Origin of the sequence: Enterocloster lavalensis (genome assembly GCF_046603895.1) — a bacterium.
Lineage (GTDB): Bacteria > Bacillota > Clostridia > Lachnospirales > Lachnospiraceae > Enterocloster > Enterocloster lavalensis.
The window spans coordinates 1788099-1810329 of sequence record NZ_CP176637.1; the positions used below are offsets into that span (position 1 = coordinate 1788099).

17 protein-coding genes are annotated in these 22231 nt (G+C 57.9%); 7 read left to right on the top strand and 10 right to left on the bottom strand.

What is annotated here, in order from left to right; all coding sequences use genetic code 11:
- Positions 1-4: 4 nt before the first annotated feature.
- The 3 genes from ACK2JC_RS07845 to ACK2JC_RS07855 form a co-directional block, all read right to left on the bottom strand.
- Complete coding sequence (locus tag ACK2JC_RS07845; protein ID WP_320936723.1) at positions 5-1735, bottom strand: iron ABC transporter permease; 1731 nt, start codon at positions 1733-1735, stop codon at positions 5-7.
- Positions 1732-2805, bottom strand: coding sequence for an ABC transporter ATP-binding protein (locus ACK2JC_RS07850; RefSeq protein ID WP_320936728.1), 1074 nt, complete (start codon positions 2803-2805; stop codon positions 1732-1734). Before ACK2JC_RS07850 ends, ACK2JC_RS07845 begins: the two co-directional genes overlap by 4 nt.
- A 150-nt stretch (positions 2806-2955) precedes the next feature.
- A complete protein-coding gene (locus ACK2JC_RS07855; RefSeq protein ID WP_092367741.1) occupies positions 2956-4071 on the bottom strand; it encodes an ABC transporter substrate-binding protein in 1116 nt (371 codons plus the stop codon).
- A gap of 310 nt (positions 4072-4381) precedes the next feature.
- Here ACK2JC_RS07855 and ACK2JC_RS07860 point away from each other — a divergent pair, with 310 nt between their 5' ends.
- Complete coding sequence (locus tag ACK2JC_RS07860; protein ID WP_320936724.1) at positions 4382-6502, top strand: helix-turn-helix transcriptional regulator; 2121 nt, start codon at positions 4382-4384, stop codon at positions 6500-6502.
- Positions 6503-6511: 9 nt separating this feature from the next.
- Here the strand turns inward: ACK2JC_RS07860 and ACK2JC_RS07865 are convergent, their stop codons facing one another.
- A complete protein-coding gene (locus tag ACK2JC_RS07865; protein ID WP_320936725.1) occupies positions 6512-7882 on the bottom strand; it encodes an MBL fold metallo-hydrolase in 1371 nt (456 codons plus the stop codon).
- 44 nt (positions 7883-7926) lie between these two features.
- Between ACK2JC_RS07865 and ACK2JC_RS07870 the strand changes: the two genes are divergently transcribed.
- Complete coding sequence (locus tag ACK2JC_RS07870) at positions 7927-8823, top strand: LysR family transcriptional regulator (RefSeq protein WP_320936726.1); 897 nt, start codon at positions 7927-7929, stop codon at positions 8821-8823.
- Here the strand turns inward: ACK2JC_RS07870 and ACK2JC_RS07875 are convergent.
- The 3 genes from ACK2JC_RS07875 to ACK2JC_RS07885 all read right to left on the bottom strand — a co-directional run bounded on the left by ACK2JC_RS07875 (position 8805) and on the right by ACK2JC_RS07885 (position 12582).
- A complete protein-coding gene (locus tag ACK2JC_RS07875; RefSeq protein ID WP_333685369.1) occupies positions 8805-10379 on the bottom strand; it encodes a phosphoglycerate mutase (2,3-diphosphoglycerate-independent) in 1575 nt (524 codons plus the stop codon). The two genes, ACK2JC_RS07870 and ACK2JC_RS07875, sit on opposite strands and share 19 nt — an antisense overlap.
- Before the next feature lie 459 nt (positions 10380-10838).
- Positions 10839-11522 (bottom strand): C40 family peptidase, encoded by a 684-nt coding sequence (locus ACK2JC_RS07880; RefSeq protein WP_166435114.1) that lies wholly within the window; start codon positions 11520-11522, stop codon positions 10839-10841.
- A gap of 379 nt (positions 11523-11901) precedes the next feature.
- Positions 11902-12582, bottom strand: coding sequence for a C40 family peptidase (locus ACK2JC_RS07885; protein ID WP_092371996.1), 681 nt, complete (start codon positions 12580-12582; stop codon positions 11902-11904).
- Between the two features lie 287 nt (positions 12583-12869).
- Between ACK2JC_RS07885 and ACK2JC_RS07890 the strand changes: the two genes are divergently transcribed.
- Entirely contained in the window at positions 12870-13694 is an 825-nt protein-coding gene (locus ACK2JC_RS07890; protein WP_320937564.1) for a sugar phosphate isomerase/epimerase family protein, read from the top strand.
- Positions 13695-13800: 106 nt separating this feature from the next.
- Here the strand turns inward: ACK2JC_RS07890 and ACK2JC_RS07895 are convergent, their stop codons facing one another.
- Together ACK2JC_RS07895 and ACK2JC_RS07900 are read right to left on the bottom strand one after the other, a co-directional pair.
- On the bottom strand, positions 13801-14307 hold the full coding sequence (locus ACK2JC_RS07895) for a DUF1700 domain-containing protein (protein WP_320937565.1): 507 nt from the start codon (positions 14305-14307) through the stop codon (positions 13801-13803).
- The gene (locus tag ACK2JC_RS07900) at positions 14308-16245 is read right to left on the bottom strand and encodes a fructose-1,6-bisphosphatase (RefSeq protein WP_320937566.1); all 1938 of its coding nucleotides are present in this window, start codon (positions 16243-16245) and stop codon (positions 14308-14310) included. It lies immediately after the preceding gene.
- 175 nt (positions 16246-16420) lie between these two features.
- On the opposite strand from ACK2JC_RS07900, the gene lepB reads away from it, so the two are divergent.
- The 3 genes from lepB (at position 16421) to ACK2JC_RS07915 (ending at position 19014) form a co-directional block, all read left to right on the top strand.
- Positions 16421-16975, top strand: coding sequence for a signal peptidase I (lepB, locus tag ACK2JC_RS07905; RefSeq protein ID WP_320937567.1), 555 nt, complete (start codon positions 16421-16423; stop codon positions 16973-16975).
- A 42-nt stretch (positions 16976-17017) separates the two neighbouring features.
- Complete coding sequence (locus ACK2JC_RS07910) at positions 17018-17812, top strand: hypothetical protein (protein WP_146153734.1); 795 nt, start codon at positions 17018-17020, stop codon at positions 17810-17812.
- A gap of 398 nt (positions 17813-18210) precedes the next feature.
- Positions 18211-19014 (top strand): MBL fold metallo-hydrolase, encoded by an 804-nt coding sequence (locus ACK2JC_RS07915; protein WP_118756524.1) that lies wholly within the window; start codon positions 18211-18213, stop codon positions 19012-19014.
- A gap of 244 nt (positions 19015-19258) precedes the next feature.
- Here ACK2JC_RS07915 and ACK2JC_RS07920 read toward each other — a convergent pair whose 3' ends face one another.
- Positions 19259-20446: an iron-containing alcohol dehydrogenase gene (locus ACK2JC_RS07920; RefSeq protein WP_320937568.1), complete on the bottom strand. Its 1188-nt coding sequence runs from the start codon at positions 20444-20446 to the stop codon at positions 19259-19261.
- A 523-nt stretch (positions 20447-20969) separates the two neighbouring features.
- Between ACK2JC_RS07920 and ACK2JC_RS07925 the strand changes: the two genes are divergently transcribed.
- Positions 20970-22199: a M23 family metallopeptidase gene (locus ACK2JC_RS07925; protein ID WP_107434646.1), complete on the top strand. Its 1230-nt coding sequence runs from the start codon at positions 20970-20972 to the stop codon at positions 22197-22199.
- Positions 22200-22231 lie beyond the last annotated feature (32 nt).

A 22231-nucleotide genomic window follows, 5' to 3' on the forward strand; every position in this document is an offset into this window, starting at 1 on the left:
GGCTTCAGCTCCCCTTTCTGTCCTTTGTGAAATGTTTGACGACGTTGTTACAGATAATAATCAGCAAAATGGTGATCACGGACAGGGCCGCCGCAGGGGCGATCTGGCCGTTGATCCGCAGCTGATAGATGGCCACGCCCAGGGTCCGGCTGTTGGGTCCGTAGAGCAGCACGGAGGTGGTCAGCTCGCGCATTGCGGGCAGGAATACCAAGAAGAAACCGGATACCATGGCGGGCTTGATAAGCGGCAGGGTGATGTCGCGCAGGGACTCCAGATGGGTCGCGCCGCAGGCCCGGGAAGCCTCCTCCAAAGAGATATGTACCTGTTGAAGGGCGGCGGAGCTGGATTTTAACGTGTAGGTCAGATACCGCGCCACGTAGGCCACCAGGATGATCCAGATGGTGTTGTACAGGGTGATTCCCATAAATACGCCGCTCCAGGCCAGGATACAGCCGATGGCCAGCACCGTTCCGGGCAGGGAGTAGGGCAGCACGGCCAAAAGCTCCAGGATGCCCTTGCCCTTCGGGCGCACCTTGTAAATGACGTAGGCCAGCATGGTACCCAGAAACAGGCAGATAATACCCGCGGAGAATCCCAAAAACAGGCTGTTGCCCACGGAATCCGTGACCATCTTGTTGCCCACCAGGATGCGGTGATAGTTGGCCAGGGTAAAGTTTTCAAAGGCAAAGTTCAGGCCGTAGGCCTTGATGAAGCTCACCAGCACGATCATGGCCAGGGGAGCCAGCACCACCAGGGTTAAAAACAGCAGGGAAAATACCAACAGCGGGTATTTTGCGGTGCGCAGCTTGATGAGGGCCGGGCGCATGCTCTTGCCCTTGATGATATCGTACCGCCCCACGGAGAGCAGCTTGCGCTGTACCAGAAGGGCAATGGACACCACAGCAACCAGGACGATGGACAGGGCCGTGGCCTGCCGGATGCCCTCGAAGCTACCGCCCGCCCGGTTCATTTTCTCCACAATCATGGTGGGCAGCGTGAAAATGTTCTGGGAGAAGCCCAGCATGGCGGGGATGCCGTAGTTGGACAGGGAGGTGATGAGAACCAGCAGTACGCCCGAGGAAATGGCCGGTATGGTCAGGGGCAGGGTGATCTTGCGGATCACGTAGAGCTGCTTTGCGCCCGCGATGCGCGCGCTCTCCTCCAGGGTGGGGTCCATGCGCTCCAGGGCGCTGACCACCTGCATGTAGACGAAGGGGAAGTAGTAAACCACCTCGATCACGATGATTCCCAGCACGCTGTTGATGTTAAAGGGCGCTTTGCTCAGGTTGAACACAGACATCAGCCAGCGGTTCACATAACCGCCGCGGCCGGAGAACATCATGTCCCAGGCCATGGCCGCCAGAAACGGCGGGATCATGAAGGGGATGGAGAAGAGAAACTTCATCACGCCCTTAAGCGGAATGTCGCTGCGGCCCAAAAGCCAGGCGAAAAACACGCCCACCGCCGTGGCCAGCAGGGTGGATAATACCGCGATCACCAGGGTATTGCGCATTGCGGCCAAATTTTCCTTCTGCATGAGGACGTTGAAAAACATCTGGAAATCGATCTTGGTCCCGTCCCAGAAGGCGTAATAGATAATCATAAATACCGGCAGAATCACCACCGTCACCAGAATCAGGTAGCACAGCAGGGTCATGAACCGGTCCAGGCTCATCAGCTTGCCGCCTTCCAGCCGCTCCAAATCGCTGTTTGTCTTGCGCTTGAACATGCTCATACACGCTCCTCCTCTGCGTCGTAATACTTCTCATTCAGGAAACGCAGGCCCACTTCCTGGCCTTCCGCGTACTCCCTGCCGTCCAGGCTGTCCAGGGTGCTTCTCTGCACCCGCAGCTCCTGATCTCCCACCCGCACAAAGTAGTTGAACAGGCTGCCCAGGAACACGGACTGCTCGATGGTGCCGCGCACGGGGCTTTCGTCGTCGAAAATGATGTCCATGGGGCGGATACCCATGACATTTTTCACCCCCGGCAGAATGCCCTTGGGACGGACGCCGCTGTAGGGGATTCCCTCCCCGATGTCCAGACACCAGGAGCCGGATTTCTCAACCACCGGGATGAAGTTGGACACGCCGATGAAGCTGAACACGAAGCGGTTGGCCGGATTCTTGATCATATCCTCGTCGGTGCCGATCTGGCAAATACTGCCGTCCTTCTGCATGATCACGATGCGGTCGCAGAGCTGCATAGCCGCTTCCTGGTCGTGGGTGATGTAGATAATGGTGGTGTTGAGCCGGGACTGCATGAGGCGGATTTCCACCAGCATCTCCTCTCTCAGCTTGGCGTCCAGGTTGGTGATGGGCTCGTCCATGACGATGATGTCGTCCGAGGAGGTCAGGGCCCGGGCGATGGCCACGCGCTGCTGCTGGCCGCCGGAGAGCTGGGAGGGCATGTAGTTCTCATACCCGGTCATGTGGGACTGCTCCAGGGCGTAGCTGACCCGTTTTGCGATCTCTGCCTTGGGCACTTTCCGTTTTTTTAACGGATAAGCCACGTTGTCGTAAACGCTCATGTGGGGCCAAACTGCGTAGTCCTGGAAAACGATGCCGATCTTGCGGTTTTCCGGCGGGACGTTCACGCGCTCCTTCTTGCTGAACACCGTTCTGCCGTTGACCGTAATCTCCCCCATCTCAGGGTTTAAAAATCCGCAGAGCGCCCGGATGGCGGTGGTTTTCCCGCAGCCCGACGGGCCCACGATTCCCACGATCTCCCCCGGCTCCACAGTCAGGGAAAAATCCTTCAAAACCGTGTGGCTGCCGTAGGAAACGCGGATATGTTCCATACTCACTTTAGACAATGTACGATTCCCCTTTCAGTCAATTTAGGAAAGACGCTCGGCCGGCAGGAAACAATCTCCAGAATGCCACCCGGTCCGGCGTCCTCCTTTTTGAATGCGATGACCCACGGGTTCTGCCTGCGGGTCATCGTCTGTGATGGCTTAGTTCTTGAAGATGGCGTCAAAACGATCCAGAAGCTCGTTGCTCACCGCGGCCAGGTCCACCCAGTCGATGGGCAGGGCCAGGCTTGCGATCTCGGATGCCTTCATCATACCCTCGGGAAGGGCGACGCCGTCCACGATGGGGGTGATGTTGTACTGGGTCAGGATGGCCTGCCCGCCCTCGGGGTCCAGGATAAAGTCATAGAGCAGCTGGGCCAGTTCCTCGTGAGGAGCGCCCTTGGGGATTCCGATGGGGCAGGGAACGGCCACAATGTCCTTGGTGTCGTGCCAACCCAGGGGAGAGCCCTCGGCCATCAGGTTTTTGGTGTTGTAGTCTACGCCGAAGCCCAGCTTGTAAGCGCCGGAGGCGATGCCGTTGTTGGTGGAACCGGAGCTGGACTGAAGCTCCACGCCCTGTTCCTTTAACTTTTCAAAATATTCCCAACCATAATTGGAATTATTTGTCAGCGCGTAAACCAGGGCCTTGGTGGAGCCGGAGCCGGTGGGATCGGTCATCACGATCTGATCCTTAAAGCTCTCGCCCAGAAAGCCGTCGTAGTTTGTAGGAGCCTCCTCGTCGGAGCAGGTTGTGGTGCTGAAGGTCACGCCCATGAGCAGCAGGCGGGCGCCGCTGTAGTAGCCGTCCGCATCCTTGAACTTGCCGTCGATGCCTTCCGCGTAGGGGGATTTGTAGGCCAGCAGGTTTCCGTCGTCCTTCAGGGTGATCATGGCGGAGGGGTCCGCCAGCCAGGCCAGATCGCAGGCCACTGTGCCGGACTGGAACTCGGTGGCCAGCTTTGTCACGCACTTGCCGGAGGTGGCGGCGTAATAATCCAGCGTTACATTGGGATACTTCGTTTCAAACGCTTCCTTTAACGCGATGATCACGCCCTCGTCGGTGGAGGAGTAGAGCATTACGGTTCCTTTATAATCTTCTGCCCCTTCTGCGGCGGCCTCAGAGCCCGCTTCGGAGCCGGCCCCGGAACCGGCCGCCGTTGTCTCAGGAGCAGCGGGAGCGGCGGTGCCTGCCGCGCCGCCGGAATTTCCGGAACCGCAGGCGGTCAGGGATAACAGCATTGTTGTGGCCAACGTGATTGATACAAGTCTCTTTTTCATACGATCATATCCTTTCTTCTTCCCTTTTCGTTTGTGTCTCTTGGTTTACAGTATTTAAAACGCGTTTAAAACACATTGGAGTGTCAGCTCCTGTATGATCCCATCTTAATTTGTCTCTCATATGGTGTAAAGTACAAAAATAGGACTTTTTTTCCGATGTTCGAATTTCAAATCTTTTTGCTCTTTTCAAACATATTGCATATATGTTATAGTGCTTATGTGGAAAGGAGTGTGCAAAATCATGAAAAAGGGAGAAAAAACCAGTCCAGGGAGGGACATAATCTCCATACGGTTTGTATCGGTGGTATTGATGAGTTTTGTGTTGATTCTGGCGCTCCTCGGACTGTTATACCATCAATTTCAAAAGGCATTCCTGTCCTCCATCAACCGGGCCAACGAGGAATTCGTGTTTCAGGTCAGCGCCACATCCTCCTCCACCGAAGAATTTCTCCAAAATATGGTAAATCAAATTTTCTACAGCAACACCGTGGTCAAGCTGCGCTCCTACGAGGAGCTTACCAACTGGCAGATGGTGGACGGCGTGCGGGAGCTGAACACCTACTCGGCCTCCAGCACCATCATCGACTCTATCTATATTTTTAATGGAAAGCAGCAGCGGGTGTACAGCACTTCCTCCTACGGCGCGGTGGGCGACTCCTTTTCGGCCTTCGCGGACCGGGACGCGGTGGAGCTCTACGAAAACCGCTCTGCGTCCGGGCGGCTGGTTCCCATTCTCCGCCACTCCGATGTTTCTAATATTTACAGCAACCGGGAGCTTTACTCCTTCCTGTTTTTTGAGCTGGACCGGGACGGCCTGCCCAAAGATAACGCGATCATGTTCAACATCAACAAAAACTGGCTGAACCGCCTTTACTTCGGCGGGGAGGACGCGTTCATTATAAAGGAGGACGGGGCGCTGGTTGCCTCCGCTGCCCGGGAGGGCGAGGAGCTGTATCCGCTTTTGACCGAAAAAATACTGTCCCGGGCCGGCGAGGGCGTGGACAGCGGCTATTTTATCTACCAGGCGGAGGACAGGCAGATCTGCTTTTTCTCGCGCATGCCGGACCGCCCCTGGTATTATGTGAAATCCCTTCCCTACGACCAGTGCCTGGAGGACTTAAGGCACACGGAGGAACAGACCTTTTTGTTCGTGATCGCGGGTTTTGGTATCCTGCTGCTTGCGGGCACCATGATCTCTGTGGATATCTACGTGCCGCTGCGCAAAATCACGCGGCGCATCTCCGATATCGCACCGGACGCGCCCCAGAACACGGACGCCATGCTGGAAAGCCTCAACCACCTGATCGAGAGCAATTCCAACGCCCGGCAGATTCAGGCCTCCCTCAGGACCATGGTCCGGGGGGAAGTCCTTCAGGGCCTGCTGTTCGGCAGCCAGGAATACGAGAGCCCCGAGGCATTGATCCGGGAGTACGACCTGCAGCTTCTGGCAGACCGGCCCATTCAGCTCTGTCTGATCGACGGGCTGCGGCTTCCTCTGTACCTGGAATGCGTCCGGGACGGGCAGGTCCGCTGCGAAGGGGTGATCGTGCACAACGAATACACCATCCTCTTCCTGCAAGTGGAGCAGGAGCCGCAGGCGGTTTTGGACAGGCTTTCCGCGCAGTTCCCCGCCCGCTGGTTCGTGGTGGGAACGGAGGCCGAAGGGTTTGCCGCCCTGCCCCAGGTCTACGGGAGACTCGTGGAGTTTTATGAGCTTCGGTTCCTGTACCAGAGCGGGCCGATGTTGTTCGTGCGGGACTACCCGCAGCTGGACGACTCCCCTGCGGAGCCGGAGGCGCGGGTCTCGGATGTGATGGACGCGCTGAAAAAGGGATATGGGGGAAAGGCAGGCAAGGCGTATCTGGAGTTTCTGACCTCATTAAACGGAAAGAGCGGCCGCTGCGTGCAGTACACCTGGGCCGCCCTGACTGGCGCAGTGTTGAAGCTGTATTTTGAGTGTTTCCCCGGGGAGGCGGACCCGGACGGCGGTTACCAGGCGGTGTCGGAGTCCCTGCGCTTTTCCCCGGAAGCCCTGAACGGGGGCTGCGAGGCGGTCTTTACCCGGATCGCCGAGCACATCCAGCAGAAAAAAGCCAGCCGCAAGGGCAGCTCCCTGGACCAGGTGATCGCGGCCATCGAGGACTCCTACTGCGACTCCAATCTGTCCTCCCAGGTCCTGGCGGACCGGTTTAACCTGTCCACCGCATACCTGTGCCGCATTTTCCGCCAGGCCAAGGGCTGCTCCCTCACCGATTACATTAACCAGCTGCGCATCGCCCGGGCTCAGGAGATTCTCCGGGACCCCAGCGTGAAGGTCAAAGACGTAGCCGAACAGGTGGGGATCGAGAATAAGCAGTATTTCTTCATGCTGTTCAAGCAGACCACCGGGGTGACGCCGAAGCAGTATCAGATTCAGCAGAAAGGGGTTTAGGAGGCGGCGTTACAGTTCCAGCGCCCGGGGTTCCAGACCGCACCGGGCGTCCACGCCCAGGTTGCGCAGCTTACCGGTCAGTTCACGGGTGTTTTCCAGCGGCGCGTGGAACAGCAGGATCTTTTTCGCCCGCACGGACCGGTTGAGAGCGATCACGTCCTGGTCGTCCAGATGGACCTTGATGGTCAGGCGCTCGGCCCGGGCGGCAAGACCCGCCTGGGCGCGGAATGCCGGTTCAAATATCCGGGAACCCAGGGCGCTCCGGGCGGTGTGGCCGGTGATCAGGATGCAGTTTCGCGCGTCGCCTTTCAGCGCCTCGAAGTAGGCCGCGGCGACCGGGCCTGACATCATGCCGTCGCCGGTGAGATAGACGGCAGGGCCGGGCGCAGAGAGGGCCCGGGAGCGGGATTGGACGTCCGGGAGGCTGATGGCGTTTGTAAACGTATTGGCACGGTTCATAGCGTCTATCCGGCCGCATGGCAGGGCCACAGCGTCTATACGGCCGCACGGCAGGCCCGCGCCATTTGACTCCTCCCCCGCCCCGCTTATCCGACCGCACACATCCGCCCGCAGCCATTTCCGCTCTTTCAAAAGCTCGCCGCACAGCGCGGCCACATTGGCTTCCGCGTAGACCGGCACCCCGCGCAGATTTTCGCACAGATGGAGCAGAATGTCGCTCCCCCGGCCGTTCGGCGGCACGGGGAGTAGCAGCTTTCCACCTCCGGCGGCCACCTCCTCCGCCAGGTCCACCAGCGCGCCGTACTGCCCGGTCTGGGACAGGGTGCACCCGGCGTAGGCGCAGTCCACCACCGCACCGTCGGATTCCGGCGGCAGATCGGTGGCCAGGAGCCGCCCGGCGAGGGTCATATCCCCCGTGTACAGCAGGCTTTTCCCGCCGTGCTCAAACCGCAGCCAGCAGCTCCCCAGCATATGCCCGCTGCGCCCTGCGGTCACGGAAAGGCCCTCTACCACCTGTTTGCCCAGGGAGATCGTGGAAAATGCCACCCGCTTCATCGCTTCCGCCGAAAAGGGAAGGTTCCCGCCCGCGGAAGCCACAAAATCCGCCCACTTTTTCATAAATCCCCCAGCCAGCCGGATGGTTTCCTCCGTGCCGTAAACATTTCCCCTGTACCCCAGTTCATAGAGGTAGGGAAGAGCGGCAACATGGTCCTCGTGGGCGTGGGACAGGAACACCGCGGTGAGCCGCCCGGCGATTTCGCGGGTGAGCGCCGGATAAACCCGGTCAAACTCCCCCAGCGCTTCCCGGCGCACGCCGCAGTCCAGCAGCACCGTGTGGTTTCCGGCCTCCAGCAGGAAGCAATTCCGTGCCTCCTCGCCGCTGCCTCCCAGCGAAGTGACGGCGATCCGATTATTTTGCATGATCAAGAACCCTCCGAATTTTATAGTTTGAAAGGAGTAACACCATGGATATGGATAAACTGCTGGCCCTGCGGACCCTGGCCGAGGAAGGCACGCAGATGCGGGCCGCGGAAAAGCTGTTCTGCACACAGTCCGCCCTCTCCAAACAGATCAACACCCTGGAACGCGAGCTGGACTGCCGCCTGTTCGACCGCAAGGGCAGCCGCCTGGTGCTCAACGACAGCGGACAGAAAGCCTACGCCTACGCCGTCTCCTGCCTGGACGGCTACGCCCGGCTCCAGGAGGAGCTGGCCGCGGCAGGTCAGACCAGCAGGAAAATCCTGTATCTGGGCGCCACCAACAGCATCGGGGTCTACCAGCTCCCCGCCGTGCTCCAGAAGGCCCGCCAGTCCCTGCCGGAACTGGAAATCCGCTTCACAGTGGGCTTCTGGACCAAAATCGTCTCCCTGCTGGCGGACGGAAAGGTTTCCCTGGCAATCCTGCCCCGGGCGGAGGGCGTAAAACCGCCCGCCGGTTACCTGGAAGCCCCGCTCTTTCGCGAGGAAATGGCCCTGGTACTGCCCCCGGACCACCCTCTTGCGGGCAAATCCGTCCCCTGGGCGGACATATGCCGCCTCACCATGCTGGCGCCGGAGCAGGACTCCGCCACCCGGCAGTTTATCGCAGGGCTGATGAAAATCCACGGCGGGGAAGCCCCCCAGCTTCTGGACTTCGGCAACATCGAGGCCATCAAGCAGGGGGTGATGCGGGGCATGGGCGTGTCCATTCTGCCCCTCGCCACCGTCCGGCGGGAGCTCTCCGGCGGGGAGCTGGCCCGGTGCCGGATCGTGGACATCAGTCTGGAGCGCACCGTGGACTGCGTCTGCCGGAAAAATGTGCCGCTGACCTGGTGGGAGCGGAAATTTCTGGATCTTTTTTCCAGTCAGCCTTCCCCGTACTGACAAGCTTCCATGCCGTCTGTCAGAGCGTCGTAGACCCGCTTCACATTCCCCCAGTTCTGATCCCGGTCCAGCGCCAGGCCGCGGCCCACGCCGTCCACCACACGGAAATTGCCGCCAATCTGCGCCAGCCTCTCATCCAAAGCCTGAAGCATTTCCGGGGCGGAGCCGGGCTCGGTGGAGCGGCCGTCAAAGATGATGTGCAGGTACACCTCCGGCAGGTCCTTCGCCATTTCGCAGATGGAAAGGGGATAGTCGATGGAGCCGTGGGAGGACTTGTAGGTCAGGTAAGACAAGAGGTGCAGCGCCCGGCCGGTTCTGCGGCAGCGGTCGATGGCCTCCAGGAACACGGGATTTTTCCGGAAGCTTCCGTCCCTCACCGCCGCGTCCAGGCGGACATCGTCCTGGAGCACCAGACGGCCCGCTCCCAGGTTGATGTGCCCGGCCTCCGAGTTGCCCGGCTTGCCCGCTCCCAGCCCCACGTATTGGCCGGAAGCGTGAAGCCTGGACCAGGACTTCCCGCTGACGAGCGCGTCCCAGAAAGGAGTGTCCCCGGCAAAAATGGCGTCGTTTCCCGTCTGGTCCCCCAGCCCCCAGCCGTCCAGAATGATGAGCAGCATCCGTCGGTCCCGGCCGAACTCGTGGCCCGAAACAAGGGATTCCCCGGTCATTTCCCGGGGCTTTTTTATGCCCATCACGTCCAGCACCGTGGGCGCCACGTCGGACAGCGCGCCGTCCCTCATTCCGATGGGACCGCCCGTTCTGGGATCCATGAGCACAAAAGCCACCTGGTTATCGGTGTGGGCTCCGTCGGGCTTACCTGCGGGCGTGTAAAGCTTCTCGATATTCCCGTGGTCGGCGGTAATCGCAACCACATAGTCCTCCCGGAGGGCGGCGCTCACCACCTGCTGCAGGCGGCTGCTGACCTCCCGGCAAGCGGCCAGCTTGGCGTCGGAATTGAGCGTGTGGCCCACCACGTCGCCGTTGGCGAAATTCGTGACAATGAAATCATACCGGCCCAGCGCCTCCGTCACCGCGTCCGCCACCTCCGGCAGGGACAGCTCCGGCTTCTGGTCAAAGGGCACGCCCTTGGGGGAAGGAATGCATTTGTCCGTCTCTCCGGGAAACGGGGCGTTCTCCCCGCCGTTCAGGAAAAAGGTCACATGGGCGAACTTCTCCGACTCGGCGCAGTGGAACTGGCTTTTTCCGGCCTGGGAAATCACCTGGGCCAAAGGCATTTCCACGTGGGAGGGCGCAAAAGCGATGGGCAGATCCTTGAATTTCTCGTGGTAGAGGGTCATGATGGCAAAATAAAGGTCCTTAAGAGGACGGCGGGGAACCTGCGCGAAACCGGGGTCCGTAAACATATCGGTCAGCTCGATCTCCCGCTCACCCCGGCGGCAGCAGAAAATCACACTGTCCCCGTCGGTGATCCTGCCCACGGGCCTGCCGCCCTCCGTCAAAACCATAGGTTCCAAATGATAGTCGTCCATTCCTTCGGCGTAGGCGGCTCTGACGGCCTCCGCCAGGAAAGCGCCGCCGTATTGCGGTTGTGACATTGTGATACCTCCTCAAATATGATTCTTTTCTTAATCATATAACCGGTTGGTTCACAAGTCTAATTCGGATAAGTTGTAGGGATTATTCCAGAACGGAATAGGCTGTATGCAGGCAGCCAGGGTGGGGAGGAAAAAAACAGAAACCGCCGTTTTTAAGGGGATTTCCGCCCGCTCATGCCCGCTCACATCCGTAAAAAGGTGTTGCTTTTTCCCGAAAAATATATTATAACTAATATGAGGAAAAATGGTTTCCCTTAAACCATTTCCTCATCCTTATTAATTATTTATACTCCCCTTGAGAAAACGCCGGATAGCTCCCCTATCACGGCGTTTTTTCTGCGCGGTATACAGTTTTACAAAAAAATCCAATATCACGCGAAAAGCCGGAAGCGTATCCGCTCCCGGCTTTCCTCGTTCCTTTTTGAATATCCTTTTATCTGAACATTACTGACAATCCATCTAACCCAACACGCTTGTGATCTTCACAGGAGTCCGGTAGTTCCAGGGGGAGATGGTGATTCCCGTCTGCTCGGTGGACGCGTGAACGATCTGTCCGTTGCCTATGTACATCGCCACATGGTTGATCCGTCTGCCGTTGCCGTAAAACAAAAGATCTCCGGGCTGCATCTGATCCGCGCTGATGGCTGATCCCTGGGCTGCCTGAGAACCGGAGGAACGGCTCATCCCAACGCCTGCCGCGTTCTGCAGCACATAACGGGTAAATCCGGAGCAGTCCACACCGCTGTGGGGATCGGATCCGCCGTAACGGTAGCGTCCGCCCACGAACTGCAGCGCATAATCCACGACCTGCTGGCGGCGGTAGCTGTTGGAGGAGGTGAGAGCCTCCTGCTGAATCTCAGCCATCTCCTCGTCGGCGACTTCCTCCACCGTGGCGTTGCCGGACACCGGCATATAGCCCTCCGTGTCCAGAACCCGAACCTTCATCCAGCCGTTTCCCATATCTTCCAACACTTCATATGTATCGCCTGACTTTGCGGTGAGAAGAACATCCTCTCCGTCCCGGCTCTTGTTGATGTTTACACTGTCCGCCGTGACGGTAGCCACGTAAGTCCCCGGCTCAAATCCCGGTCCAATCGCCGCCAGAGCTGTCTGGGGCGCCGCCATCGTAAGTACAGAGCACATGGCACCAATCCGCAAAAAATATCTAAAGGTCCTGGTATTCAACAAAATCTCCTGCCTTTCATGTTCCGTTTACTTGTCCATAATTGTTACGCAAATATTACATTCGTTACAAACTTATTATAGCAGGTTCTTGAGATTCGTCAACTATTTTAGAATTATTTAACATTTTTTAGTCGTTTTTTACAATATTCTTACGGGCAGATTACGAAACCACGCGTTTTCCGCCGCACAGGGGGCATTTCCAGAGGGCTTCAGCCGTTTTATCGCTGATTTTTCTGGCAAATGCTACCAATTTATTAAATTTCTGTTTCATTCCAGGAAAGTGCTGCGCTGAATTTTTCCGGCTTAGGCCCAATACGGCAAAAAAATACAGCCTGCATCAGAGCAGGCTGACAATCTTCACCGGTTTGCGGTAATTGTAGGGGGAGGTCTTGATCCCCGTGCGTTCTGTGGAGGCGTGGACGATCTGGCCGTCTCCGATGTACATGGCCACATGGTTGATCCGGCTGCCGCTGCTGTAGAACAGCAGGTCGCCGGGGCGCATCTGGTCCACCGTCACTTCCCTGCCATAGGACGACTGTCCGCCGGAGGAGTGGGGAAGGCTGATGGAAGCGGCTTTTGCCATGACGTAGCGGGTAAATCCCGAGCAATCCACGCCGCTGTGGGGGTCCGTTCCGCCGTACACGTACTTGCCGCCCACGAACTGGAGGGCGTATTCCACGGTTTCACGGCGCTTTTTCACGGACTCATCCACCTTCTGGCTGGTTTTCTCCACCAGGGAGGCGTTTCCGGGAACGCGGATGTATCCTGCGGCATCCTCTGCCTGGATCTTCACCCAGCCCGCCTCCGCCTGAGACAACACTTGATAGGTCTGCCCCCGCTTTACGGTTCCCGCCTTGGCGGAGCTTGTGTTTGCCGCTGTATGTACTTCAACCTCCGGAGCCTCGATCTTCACCACGTAGCTGGATGTGTTGGTCACCTCTGGTCCGAACTGTGCCGCTCTTGCCTCCGACGGTTCCGCCACCAGGAGCAGCCCCATTACACAGGCGGCGCCTGCCATCTTCCATATCGTTTTCACGCTTCTTGCACCTCGCAAATCAATCTATTCCCAATTTTCGATTACAGTTTTATCAAATTTGTTACATAAATGTTACATTTCTTATACAGTATATTTTATTTCTGTAATTTTGTCAAGGTGCAATCACCGCGAACCCTGTCGTCCGCGTTGCTTTTTTCCCGGAGATCGCTTATCATAGGATCATACGAATCATTCTAATTCCCCGCGGACAGGCGCGTCCGGGCGCGGCCCGCCGCCCTCCCGGGAATCCAACACAGGAGGTATTTCCCATGCACACAGAACGCTACCCCTATCCCCTCTGCATCCAGCTGGCAGCCCCGGAGTCCCTGGACGCCCCGGAATTTCTGGATACGCTTAACGTGTTGAAAGATTCCGGTTTCTACGGCATTGAGATGAATCTGTTGGACTTTTCCCAGGCCTACGCCGGCCGGCTGAAAGAGACGCTGGAACACTTCGGACTTCGTCTGACCATGATCGCTTCCGGCGCTTTTGCCAACCGGAACGGCCTGTCCCTCAGCAGCCCGGACCAGGATGTCCGCGCCAAAAGCGTCCAGGCCCTCGGCGGAATGCTGGACTGCGCGGCGGGGTTCGGAGCGGGCGTCATCTGCGGCTTCATCAAGGGCGGGCCCTCCGGCGACAAAACCGTGGCCTCCAGACAGCTGCGCGCCTCCCTGGAAGAGCTGGACCGTTTGGGTAAGACCGCGGCGGCTCCTCTCTATCTGGAAGCCACCAACCACTATGAGGCCCTTCTGGTCAACACCCTGGAGGAAGGCGCGGCCCTCACCGCAGGGCTCTCCCACCCGGTGTACATTCTCCCCGATACCTACCACATGAACATCGAGGAGACGAGCACCACGGCGGCGCTGACTCAGTATGCCGGCCATTACCACAACCTGCATATGTCCGACAACAACCGCTATTTCCCCGGCATCGGCGCCATCGATTTCGCCGGAATCATGCGTCAGCTGAAGGGACTGGGCTACGACGGCACCATCACCATTGAGGGAAGGGTGTTAAAGAGCCTGGCCGAGGACACGGTTTTCTCCGCGGGTTACCTGGCGGGGATTGGGGCGCAGTTGGGATTTTGGGAATAATTGGTTAGAAAAAATATCCACAGAAGGCTGCCAATTTATCACAGTCAAAAAACAGGGAGGGTCTCCGGCCTCGCGCCCGGATCCCCTCCCTGAACATTTTCCATCTCTACCTTCTCGGCCCTTTCATAAACCAGATCACCAGCAGCACCAGCAGCACCGGCCATACCACGGACAGAATCCATCCGGCCAGGCCCAGAATGCCCATAACCAGCGTGATCAGCAGAAAAATCACCACAAAACCGGCCAAACCGGCCAAAAGCCGCACGTACCATTTGCTGAAATCCACATAGTGCACCGAGCGCTTTTCGCCGTCCCCGTACTCCGTATACTGTTTCTGGGTGGTGCGCTTTGCGGCTCCGTCGTACTCTTCCCTTCCCCCGTAGGACTGGAAGCCGTCCGGGCGGTCCTCGGTGTCCAGAGTGGCGTCCACGATGGTGCGGGCGATGATCCTGGGGCCGCCTAACTCCTCGATCACCTGAAGCTCAGGCCGTCCCTTGGCCGTCTCCCCGTCAATATAGCTGTTGTAATAGTTCAGGTTCTCCTGGATCACGGAGTAGGGCACCCGCCCGTCCAGCTCCTCCCGGAGAATCTGCAAAAATTCCGTCTTGGTCATTTATTCTACCCTTTCTTTCAGCGTGCCTTCCCGGTAGGCCGCCACCAGTTCTTTTAAATCCGCGATCTGCCCCGCCAGCTCTCTGCCCTTGTCGGTATCCGCCACCATCACCCGGCTCTGCATTTTCTCCACCACGGACACACGGGGCGAGCTCTCCTTGTTGGGGTCAAAGGGCATGTGCTCCGCCAACGCCAGATGGTTGGAATTGTAGATCAGGGTGTACCCGGCGATGCCCGTGGTGGCCTGATAGGCCTTGGAGAGGCCGCCATCGATGATAAACAGCTTGCCGCCAGCCTTGACCGGGGTCTCCCCATCCTTCATCTTCACCGGCACATGGCCGTTGATGATGTGGGAGCCCTTTGCCGGAAGGTCGAACTCCTCCAGAATCCGGTCGCAGAATTCCTCCTGCACGCTGAGCTTGTAATAGGGGTTAAGCGTCTCCTTGTGGGTCTTTTTGTCCGCAATAAAATAATGCTCAAAGGTGGTCATTTTATCCTTGCCGAACACCGGGGACTTGGAGCCGCACCACAGGTACCACATCAAATCCATGGCCCACTGCTTCTCCACCGAGCCCTCCGGCATAAAATATGCGTTCTGCACCTGATAGTTGAAGTAATCCATCAGGCTTCTGCCGGAATAGATGGCGTTACCCGCCATAACGCTGTCAAAATTGCCGTCCGCCTTCATGGGAATACAGCCGTGGTACAGCAGATTGGAATTGTAGCACTTGTAAATAGCCCCGTGGGAGTAGAGGAATTTCACATGCTTGTGCAGCCGTCCGCTGTGCTTGAAGGAGGCCTTCAAGGTTTTTAACAGCTCCTTCTCCCCGTCGGTGAGCTCCAGCGGGTTTGCCGGGTCCACAGTGGGGAAATTCCGGTCCAGCATGGGGTACTCCTTCCCCTCCACCGTCACCGTGCCCTTCTCAAAGTCCACAGCCTCCAAAAGAATCCGGTCCACCATGCCGTACTCGGGGTGGCGCTTGATAATGGCGCCCTCCACCTTGAACTGGATCACGGCGATGGCCTTGTGCATTTTCGCCGCCAGGCCCGGATCCACGGCGTCGTAGACATTTTCATCCAATATATGAGGTACAAACCGCTCGCAGGGGTCGTCCCGGTACACCTTGGCCGCGAACATGGACAGGGGCCGCAGGTTGATGCCGTAACCGTCCTCCAACACGTCGAAGCTGTTGTAGCTGATGGCGATGCGCAGCACGTTGCAGATGCAGGCCAGGTTGCCCGTGGCCGCTCCCATCCAGGAAATGTCGTGGTTCCCCCACTGGATGTCCACGTCGTGGAAATGCATGAGCTCGTCCATAATGATGTCCGCCCGGGGGCCGCGGTCGAAAATATCGCCGATAATGTGCAGATTGTCGATGGTCAGATTCTGGATCAGCTCGCACAGGGCGACGATGAACTTGTCCGCCACCGAGTTGTCGATGATGGAGTGGATGATCTCGCTGTAGTAAATCCGCTTGTTGTCGTCGTTGTAATCCACATGGAGCAGCTCGTCGATCACATAGGCGAACTCCCTAGGCATCTTCTTTCGCACCTTGGAGCGGGTGTACTTGGAGGACACCACCTTGCAAATCTGCACCAGTCGGTAGATGGTAATCTTCTGAAAGTCCTCGGTAAACAGTCCCGTCTTGCGGATCTTTCCCAGATTCCGGTCCGGGTAATAGATCAGGTTCGCCAGCTGGACTTCCTCCTCCTCGGGAATCAGGTGCCCAAAGGTCTCCCGGATCTTCTCCCGGATAATGCCGGAAGAGCTGCGCAGCAGGTGGACAAACGCCTCATATTCCCCGTGCAGGTCGCTGAAGAAATACTCCGTCCCCTTCGGCAGTCCGCAGATCGCCATCAGGTTAATGATCTCGCTGGTGGCCGCCCTCACCGTGGGGTACTCCCTGGACAGCAGCTTTAAATAAGCCAAATCCCTCATTTCTTCCGCCTCCCTTGTTCCATCGTTTTCAAACAGTTAAAAATATAGTAACACAAAATATCCCAGTTTTCAAACCCTCCCCAAAAAAGAAATATACAATTAACAAATTAGTAAAGACTTCCGCCCCCGACAGTGCTACACTATTCAATATCACCCCAAAGGAGATGTAACTACAATGAAAGAAAACAATGAATCCACCGTCAACTGGAAAAAAGAACTTCTGGAATGGCTGAAAATACTTCTGGCTGCCGCCGCCATCGCCCTGTTTGTCAACACCTGCGTCATCGCCAACACCCGGGTGCCCTCCGATTCCATGGAAACCACCATCATGGCCGGGGACCGCCTCCTGGGCTCCCGCCTGTCCTACCGCTTCGGCTCCCACCCGGAGCGGGGCGACATTGTGATCTTCAAACACAAGGCCGAGCCTGGCCGGGATCAGACCCGGCTGGTCAAGCGGGTCATCGGCCTGCCTGGTGAAACCGTGGACATCCGGAACAACCGGATCTATATAAACGGTTCCGAAACGCCCCTTGAGGAGCCCTACCTGCCCGAGCCCATGGAGACGGACGACCAGCATTTTGAAGTCCCTGAGGGCTGTTATCTCATGCTGGGGGACAACCGGAACGACTCCGCGGACGCCCGCATGTGGGCGGACCCCTATGTGCCGGAAACGGATATTGCGGCAAAGGTATTTTTCCGATATTATCCAGGATTCGGGCGGGTATCCTGATTGCCGGACGGCGGAGAGATTGGATGGAAGGAGGGTTCTGTTGTGAAAACAGTGCGCTATTCGGATCGTGAAAAAATGATCGTGGAGGAGGGTTTGGCGGCGGTGGAGAGAGTCCTCACCGGGGACGATACCGACGCCATCGAGCGCCTGCTGTTGTGTCTGGATTATTATATGGACCCCTATTACGGCAATCGCCTGCCCTATGAACGGGAATTGATCGTCCTGCTGCAAAATCTGATCCTCTCTTCCAATCCCCTGGACCTGAAGCAGGACGCGCTGCAGCTTCTGACCAGCTACGCCTGGCCGCCTTTTTCTGTTCTGGAACGGGGAATGGCGGAAGCGGAGAAAGGCCGTTTGCAGCTGGACCCTGCACTGAAGCAGGATATGATCTACGCCCTGAATATGGCAAAGGAGGAGGCCGCTCTGACCGCCCTGCTGGAAAAATGCGTTTCCATCATCCGCTCCATGCGGGAGGAATTCAAAGAGCTGGACCAGGGCCGCTTCGGCGCGCTGCCCCAGTGCTCCATCGTCAAATACTGCGCGGGAGCGGACTCGGAGCCCATCGGTTATTTTAAGAACGCGACGCTGCACACCTGGAAGCTGGAACAGGACAAGTATACGCTGGCGGACAACGCCCTCTGCCACCAGCAGAAGCCGGTATCCGGGATGTTCTTCCCCCAGGGTGGCTTCTGGATCAGCTTTGACCTGGAGCGCGGGGCCGGATACCTGATCTATCAGCTGGGCCCACGGTTCGGCAGGGGCTTCACCTTTGACCTGGTGTTCCCGGAGGAAGGCGGCGCGCGGCTGGAGAATGAGCGGGTGGATTGGGTGTCTTGATTTTTGAAGGTGTGTTTGGATAAACTGGATTGAAGCTGGTATATTGCATTTCAAACATGCATATGCTATAATGCCAATAGGCTAAGAGATGTAACAAGTCCACACAGGACAGCAACGAGAACCCCCAGATGGCAGTCTGGGGGTTTTCTATTCTGTTTAAATGGCGTAAAATCTTTGCGTTACAGATCGCGGATAAAACTACGAAAACTCCACCAAACAAAGTCTTGCGGTATCCCCGAAATTATAGTAACATTATCTTAAAATCCCAGCGCCGCGGAATATGCACGGCTATTCTCCCCATCAACCTGCGGGGAGCAGTCTCAGTCATTTCCCGGTGCGCCAGAAAATATTTACATTTCCTGGGAATCTCAGATGATTTTCAGAATGGAGGAGACATAATGGAACAGCTCTATGTATTCGGTACAGGAAACGCCCAGGCCATCCACTGCTACAATACCTGCTTCGCGCTGCGGGACGGGGACGAATATTTCATGGTGGACGCCGGAGGCGGCAACGGAATCCTGAAAATTCTCGACGAGATGAAGGTGGATTTGAACCATATCCATCACATTTTCGTCACCCACGAGCACACGGACCACATTCTGGGCATCGTCTGGATGATCCGCATGATCGCAACCGGCATGAAAAAGGGCACATTTGAGGGCGACCTGCAGATCTACTGCCACCCGGATCTGGTGGAGACCATCAAGACAATCTGCCGCCTGACCGTGCAGGGGAAATTTTACAAAATGATCGGCGACCGCATTTTCCTGGTGCCGGTGGAGGACGGCGAGACCGTACATATCCTGGACTACGACGTGACCTTCTTCGACATCCTGTCCACCAAGGCCAAGCAGTTCGGCTTCACCACCCAGTTGAAGAACGGGAAGCGTCTGACCTGCGCGGGCGACGAACCCTACAATCCGGGCTGCCGGACCTACGTGGAGGGAAGCGACTGGCTGCTACACGAGGCGTTCTGCCTGTATGGGGACCGGGAGCGCTTCCAGCCCTATGAGAAGCACCACAGCACGGTGAAGGAGGCCTGCGAGCTGGCAACCGAGCTGAATATTCCGAATCTGGTCCTGTGGCACACCGAAGACAAACAGATCGCCCGCCGCAAGGAGCTGTATACCGCCGAGGGACGGGAGTATTATCAGGGAAATCTGCTGGTGCCGAATGACAGGGAGATGATTGAGCTGTAGAACAGCCGGGAACAGGGTTTGGACAGGACGCTCCGGTGATCCGCTGCGGCCAACAGCCGACTGAAGGATGTACGCGGATCACTGCTTCGAACAATCGCCCATTGCTATCACCAAAAAACGCCGCCACGCCGCGGGACTGCCGATTATGCCGTTTATGGCACAGCAGCCCCTCAGCGTGGCGGCATTTTTCATTTGAATGGATTCGGCCGCCGGTGCGGCCTGCGGGCGATTGTCTCCCTTATTCTTATGCCTCCATAGCCATCCGGTAAATCTCCATCATCTCTGTTTTCCCAAGCTCCTTAATCCCCGGCAGCGTGCGCGTCCCGAAATTAGTGCATTTTTCTGCCATCTCATCGATCTTCTCCGGCTCCACACCCAGGTCGCGGATATTTGTGGGCATATCCAGGCTCTTGAAATAGTCCTCCGTAACCTTGATTCCGGCCAGGGCCGTTTCCATGGGATTCTCAAAATTCATTTCCAGATTCCACACCCGCACCGCGTACTGGGCGAAGCGCTCCGGCCAGGCCGCGCACACGTAACGGGCCCAGGAGGGCCACAGGGCGGAAAGCCCGGCTCCGTGGGCGATCTGCGGATACATACCAGAAAGCTCGTGCTCCATCTGATGCACCTGCATCATAAACGCTCTCCCGGCGCTGGTCAGGTCATTGTGGGAAAGGCTTCCGGCCCACATCAGAGTGGCTCTGGCTTCATAGTTCTCCGGATCCTGGTCCGCCACCGCTCCGGCTTCCACCACGGACTTCAGCAGCCCCTCCGCGATCCGGTCCGTCAGCGGCGTCTCCTTCGTCGTTCCGCCCATATACCGCTCCAGGGTGTGCATCATGATGTCCACGGTGCCGCAGCCGGTCTGGAAACGATTCACCGTGTAGGTCAGCTCCGGGTTGCAGATGGAGAACAGCGGCCGGTGGGTGGTGCTGTTGAAACCGCGCTTTAAACCGTTCTCCTCATTGGTAATCACGCAGGAGGCGCTCATCTCGCTGCCCGAGGCGGACAGGGTGAGAATGGTGCCCACGGGCAGGGCGCCGCTTGGTGCCGCTTCCTTGGTGAAGAACTTCCACACGTCAGCGCCGGCACTTCCCGCGCCGTCCGCGATGCACTTGGCCGAATCGATCACGCTGCCGCCGCCCACGGCCAGTACAAAGTCCACTTTCTCCGCCAGGCAAAGTTCGATGCCCTTTTTCGCCATGGACAGGGTGGGGTTGGCCTGTACGCCGCCCAGCTGCACATAACCGATTTCCTCCGCCTCCAGCGCGCTGCACACAGCGTCCAGAAGCCCGGTTTTCCTCGCGCTGGCCCCGCCGAAATGAACCAGCACCTTTTTAAATCCATATTCCTTGACGATCTTCCCCACCTGAAGATGGGTCCCCCTTCCGAAAATCATCCGCGTCGGGGTATAAAACTCAAAATTGTTCATAGCGCCGCCTCCTCGTTTTCCGATGTGTCTATTGTCGTTCCTATCATATCATGATATGGGAGTTGCTACAAGTGGATGCGGACGGCGGGCATGGGGCTGGCGGGCCGGGCTTTGTGTGTTGCGCTTGCGCGGCGCTGGCCTTGCCTGGCCCACGCCACGCCGTTCTCGCCTGGTCCACACCCGCCATGCTCGCCTTGCCTGCTCCCATTATTCTCGCCCGGCCCGCACCTGCCATTCTCGCCTGTCCCGCTCCCGTTATTCTCGCCCGGCCCGCACCTGCCATTCTCGCCTGCCCCGCTCCCGTTATTCTTGCCCAGCCCACACCCGCCATTCTCGCCTGCCCCACTCCCCTCGCCCAAGCCACGCGCTGCCGTCCCTAAATTTTCACCGCTCCCATCTTCCCAGGTCTAAACAACCATTTCCACGCATAAGATAACCATAAACGGGTGTCCCACGTCGCGGCATCGCGCGTCTACGAAAATGCGCCTGGCTCCGCCCCGGAACTGAAGGAGGTAATCAATCTATGTGGTGGAAAGACCGAGGAAAACGTCTGCGGACACGCCGTCCGATCAGCGAAAAGACCATCATATTTACGGAATCGGTGGTGTTGAGCCTGCTGTGCCTCTCATTTTTTCTCTTTCGCACAGAGCCTGGGCAGGCCGCCATGGCCCACGCGGGCAAGGCGGCCGCCGCTCTGGGACTGGAGAAAATGCTTCCCCAGAAGCAGGAAAATGCCACCCCGCCCGAGGCAAAATCTTACATAAAATGGGTGGACTTCACTGTGACCTGCGAGGCCATGAACCAGGCCTTCCGCTACGACGTGGACACCTGCCAGGCGGACGTCCACTTGAACTGGGTGGACCTTCTGGCCTATCTGGGCGCGCGCTACGGAGGCGACTTCTCCCGCTACAAGGCCGCGGATATGACCCAGGTTGCGGAGAAATTAAAGAGCGGCGAGACCACCATGGAAGCGCTGACCAAGGACATGAAATACTACAAGTATTACCGTGAAGCCTACGGCGCGGTGCTGGACGGAATGGTGGGCCAGTTTGAGGCGCAGATTCCCGCCAGCGAAGCCCCGGGTGCTTATCTGCCCTCCGGCGTCACCGGCGGGGCCCCCGGCGACCCGGAAACCATCTGGGTCACAAAATACGGGCTGAAGGCATTTTCCCCCATCGCCAAGGGCTTTCCTTACAGCGATTTCGACGACTTCGGCGTAGCCAGGAGCTACGGTTTCCGCCGCCAGCATCTGGGCCACGACCTCATGGGGCAGGTGGGAACCCCTGTGATCGCCGTGGAATCCGGCTACGTGGAGGCCATGGGCTGGAACCAGTACGGCGGCTGGCGGCTGGGAATCCGCAGCTTTGACAAGAAGCGGTACTACTATTACGCCCATCTGCGCAAGGATTATCCCTATCAGTCCAACTTAAAGGAGGGCAGCTACGTCCAGGCCGGGGACGTGATCGGCTACCTGGGCCGCACCGGCTACAGCCGGACCGAGAACACCAACAATATCGACGAACCCCATCTTCATTTCGGCCTTCAGCTGATCTTCGACGAGTCCCAGAAAGAGGGCAACAACGAGATCTGGGTGAGCTGCTACGAACTGGTCAAATTCCTGTCCATGAACCGCAGCCAGGCCGTAAAGGTGGAGGGCACCAAGGAATGGACCCGGGTCTACGGCACAAAGGATCCGCAGGTGCCGGATACGCCGCCCGCAGAGCCGCCGAAAGCGCCGGAAAGCAATCCCTAAAGGCGTCTCCCAGGCAGGGAGGTCGCGCCAGA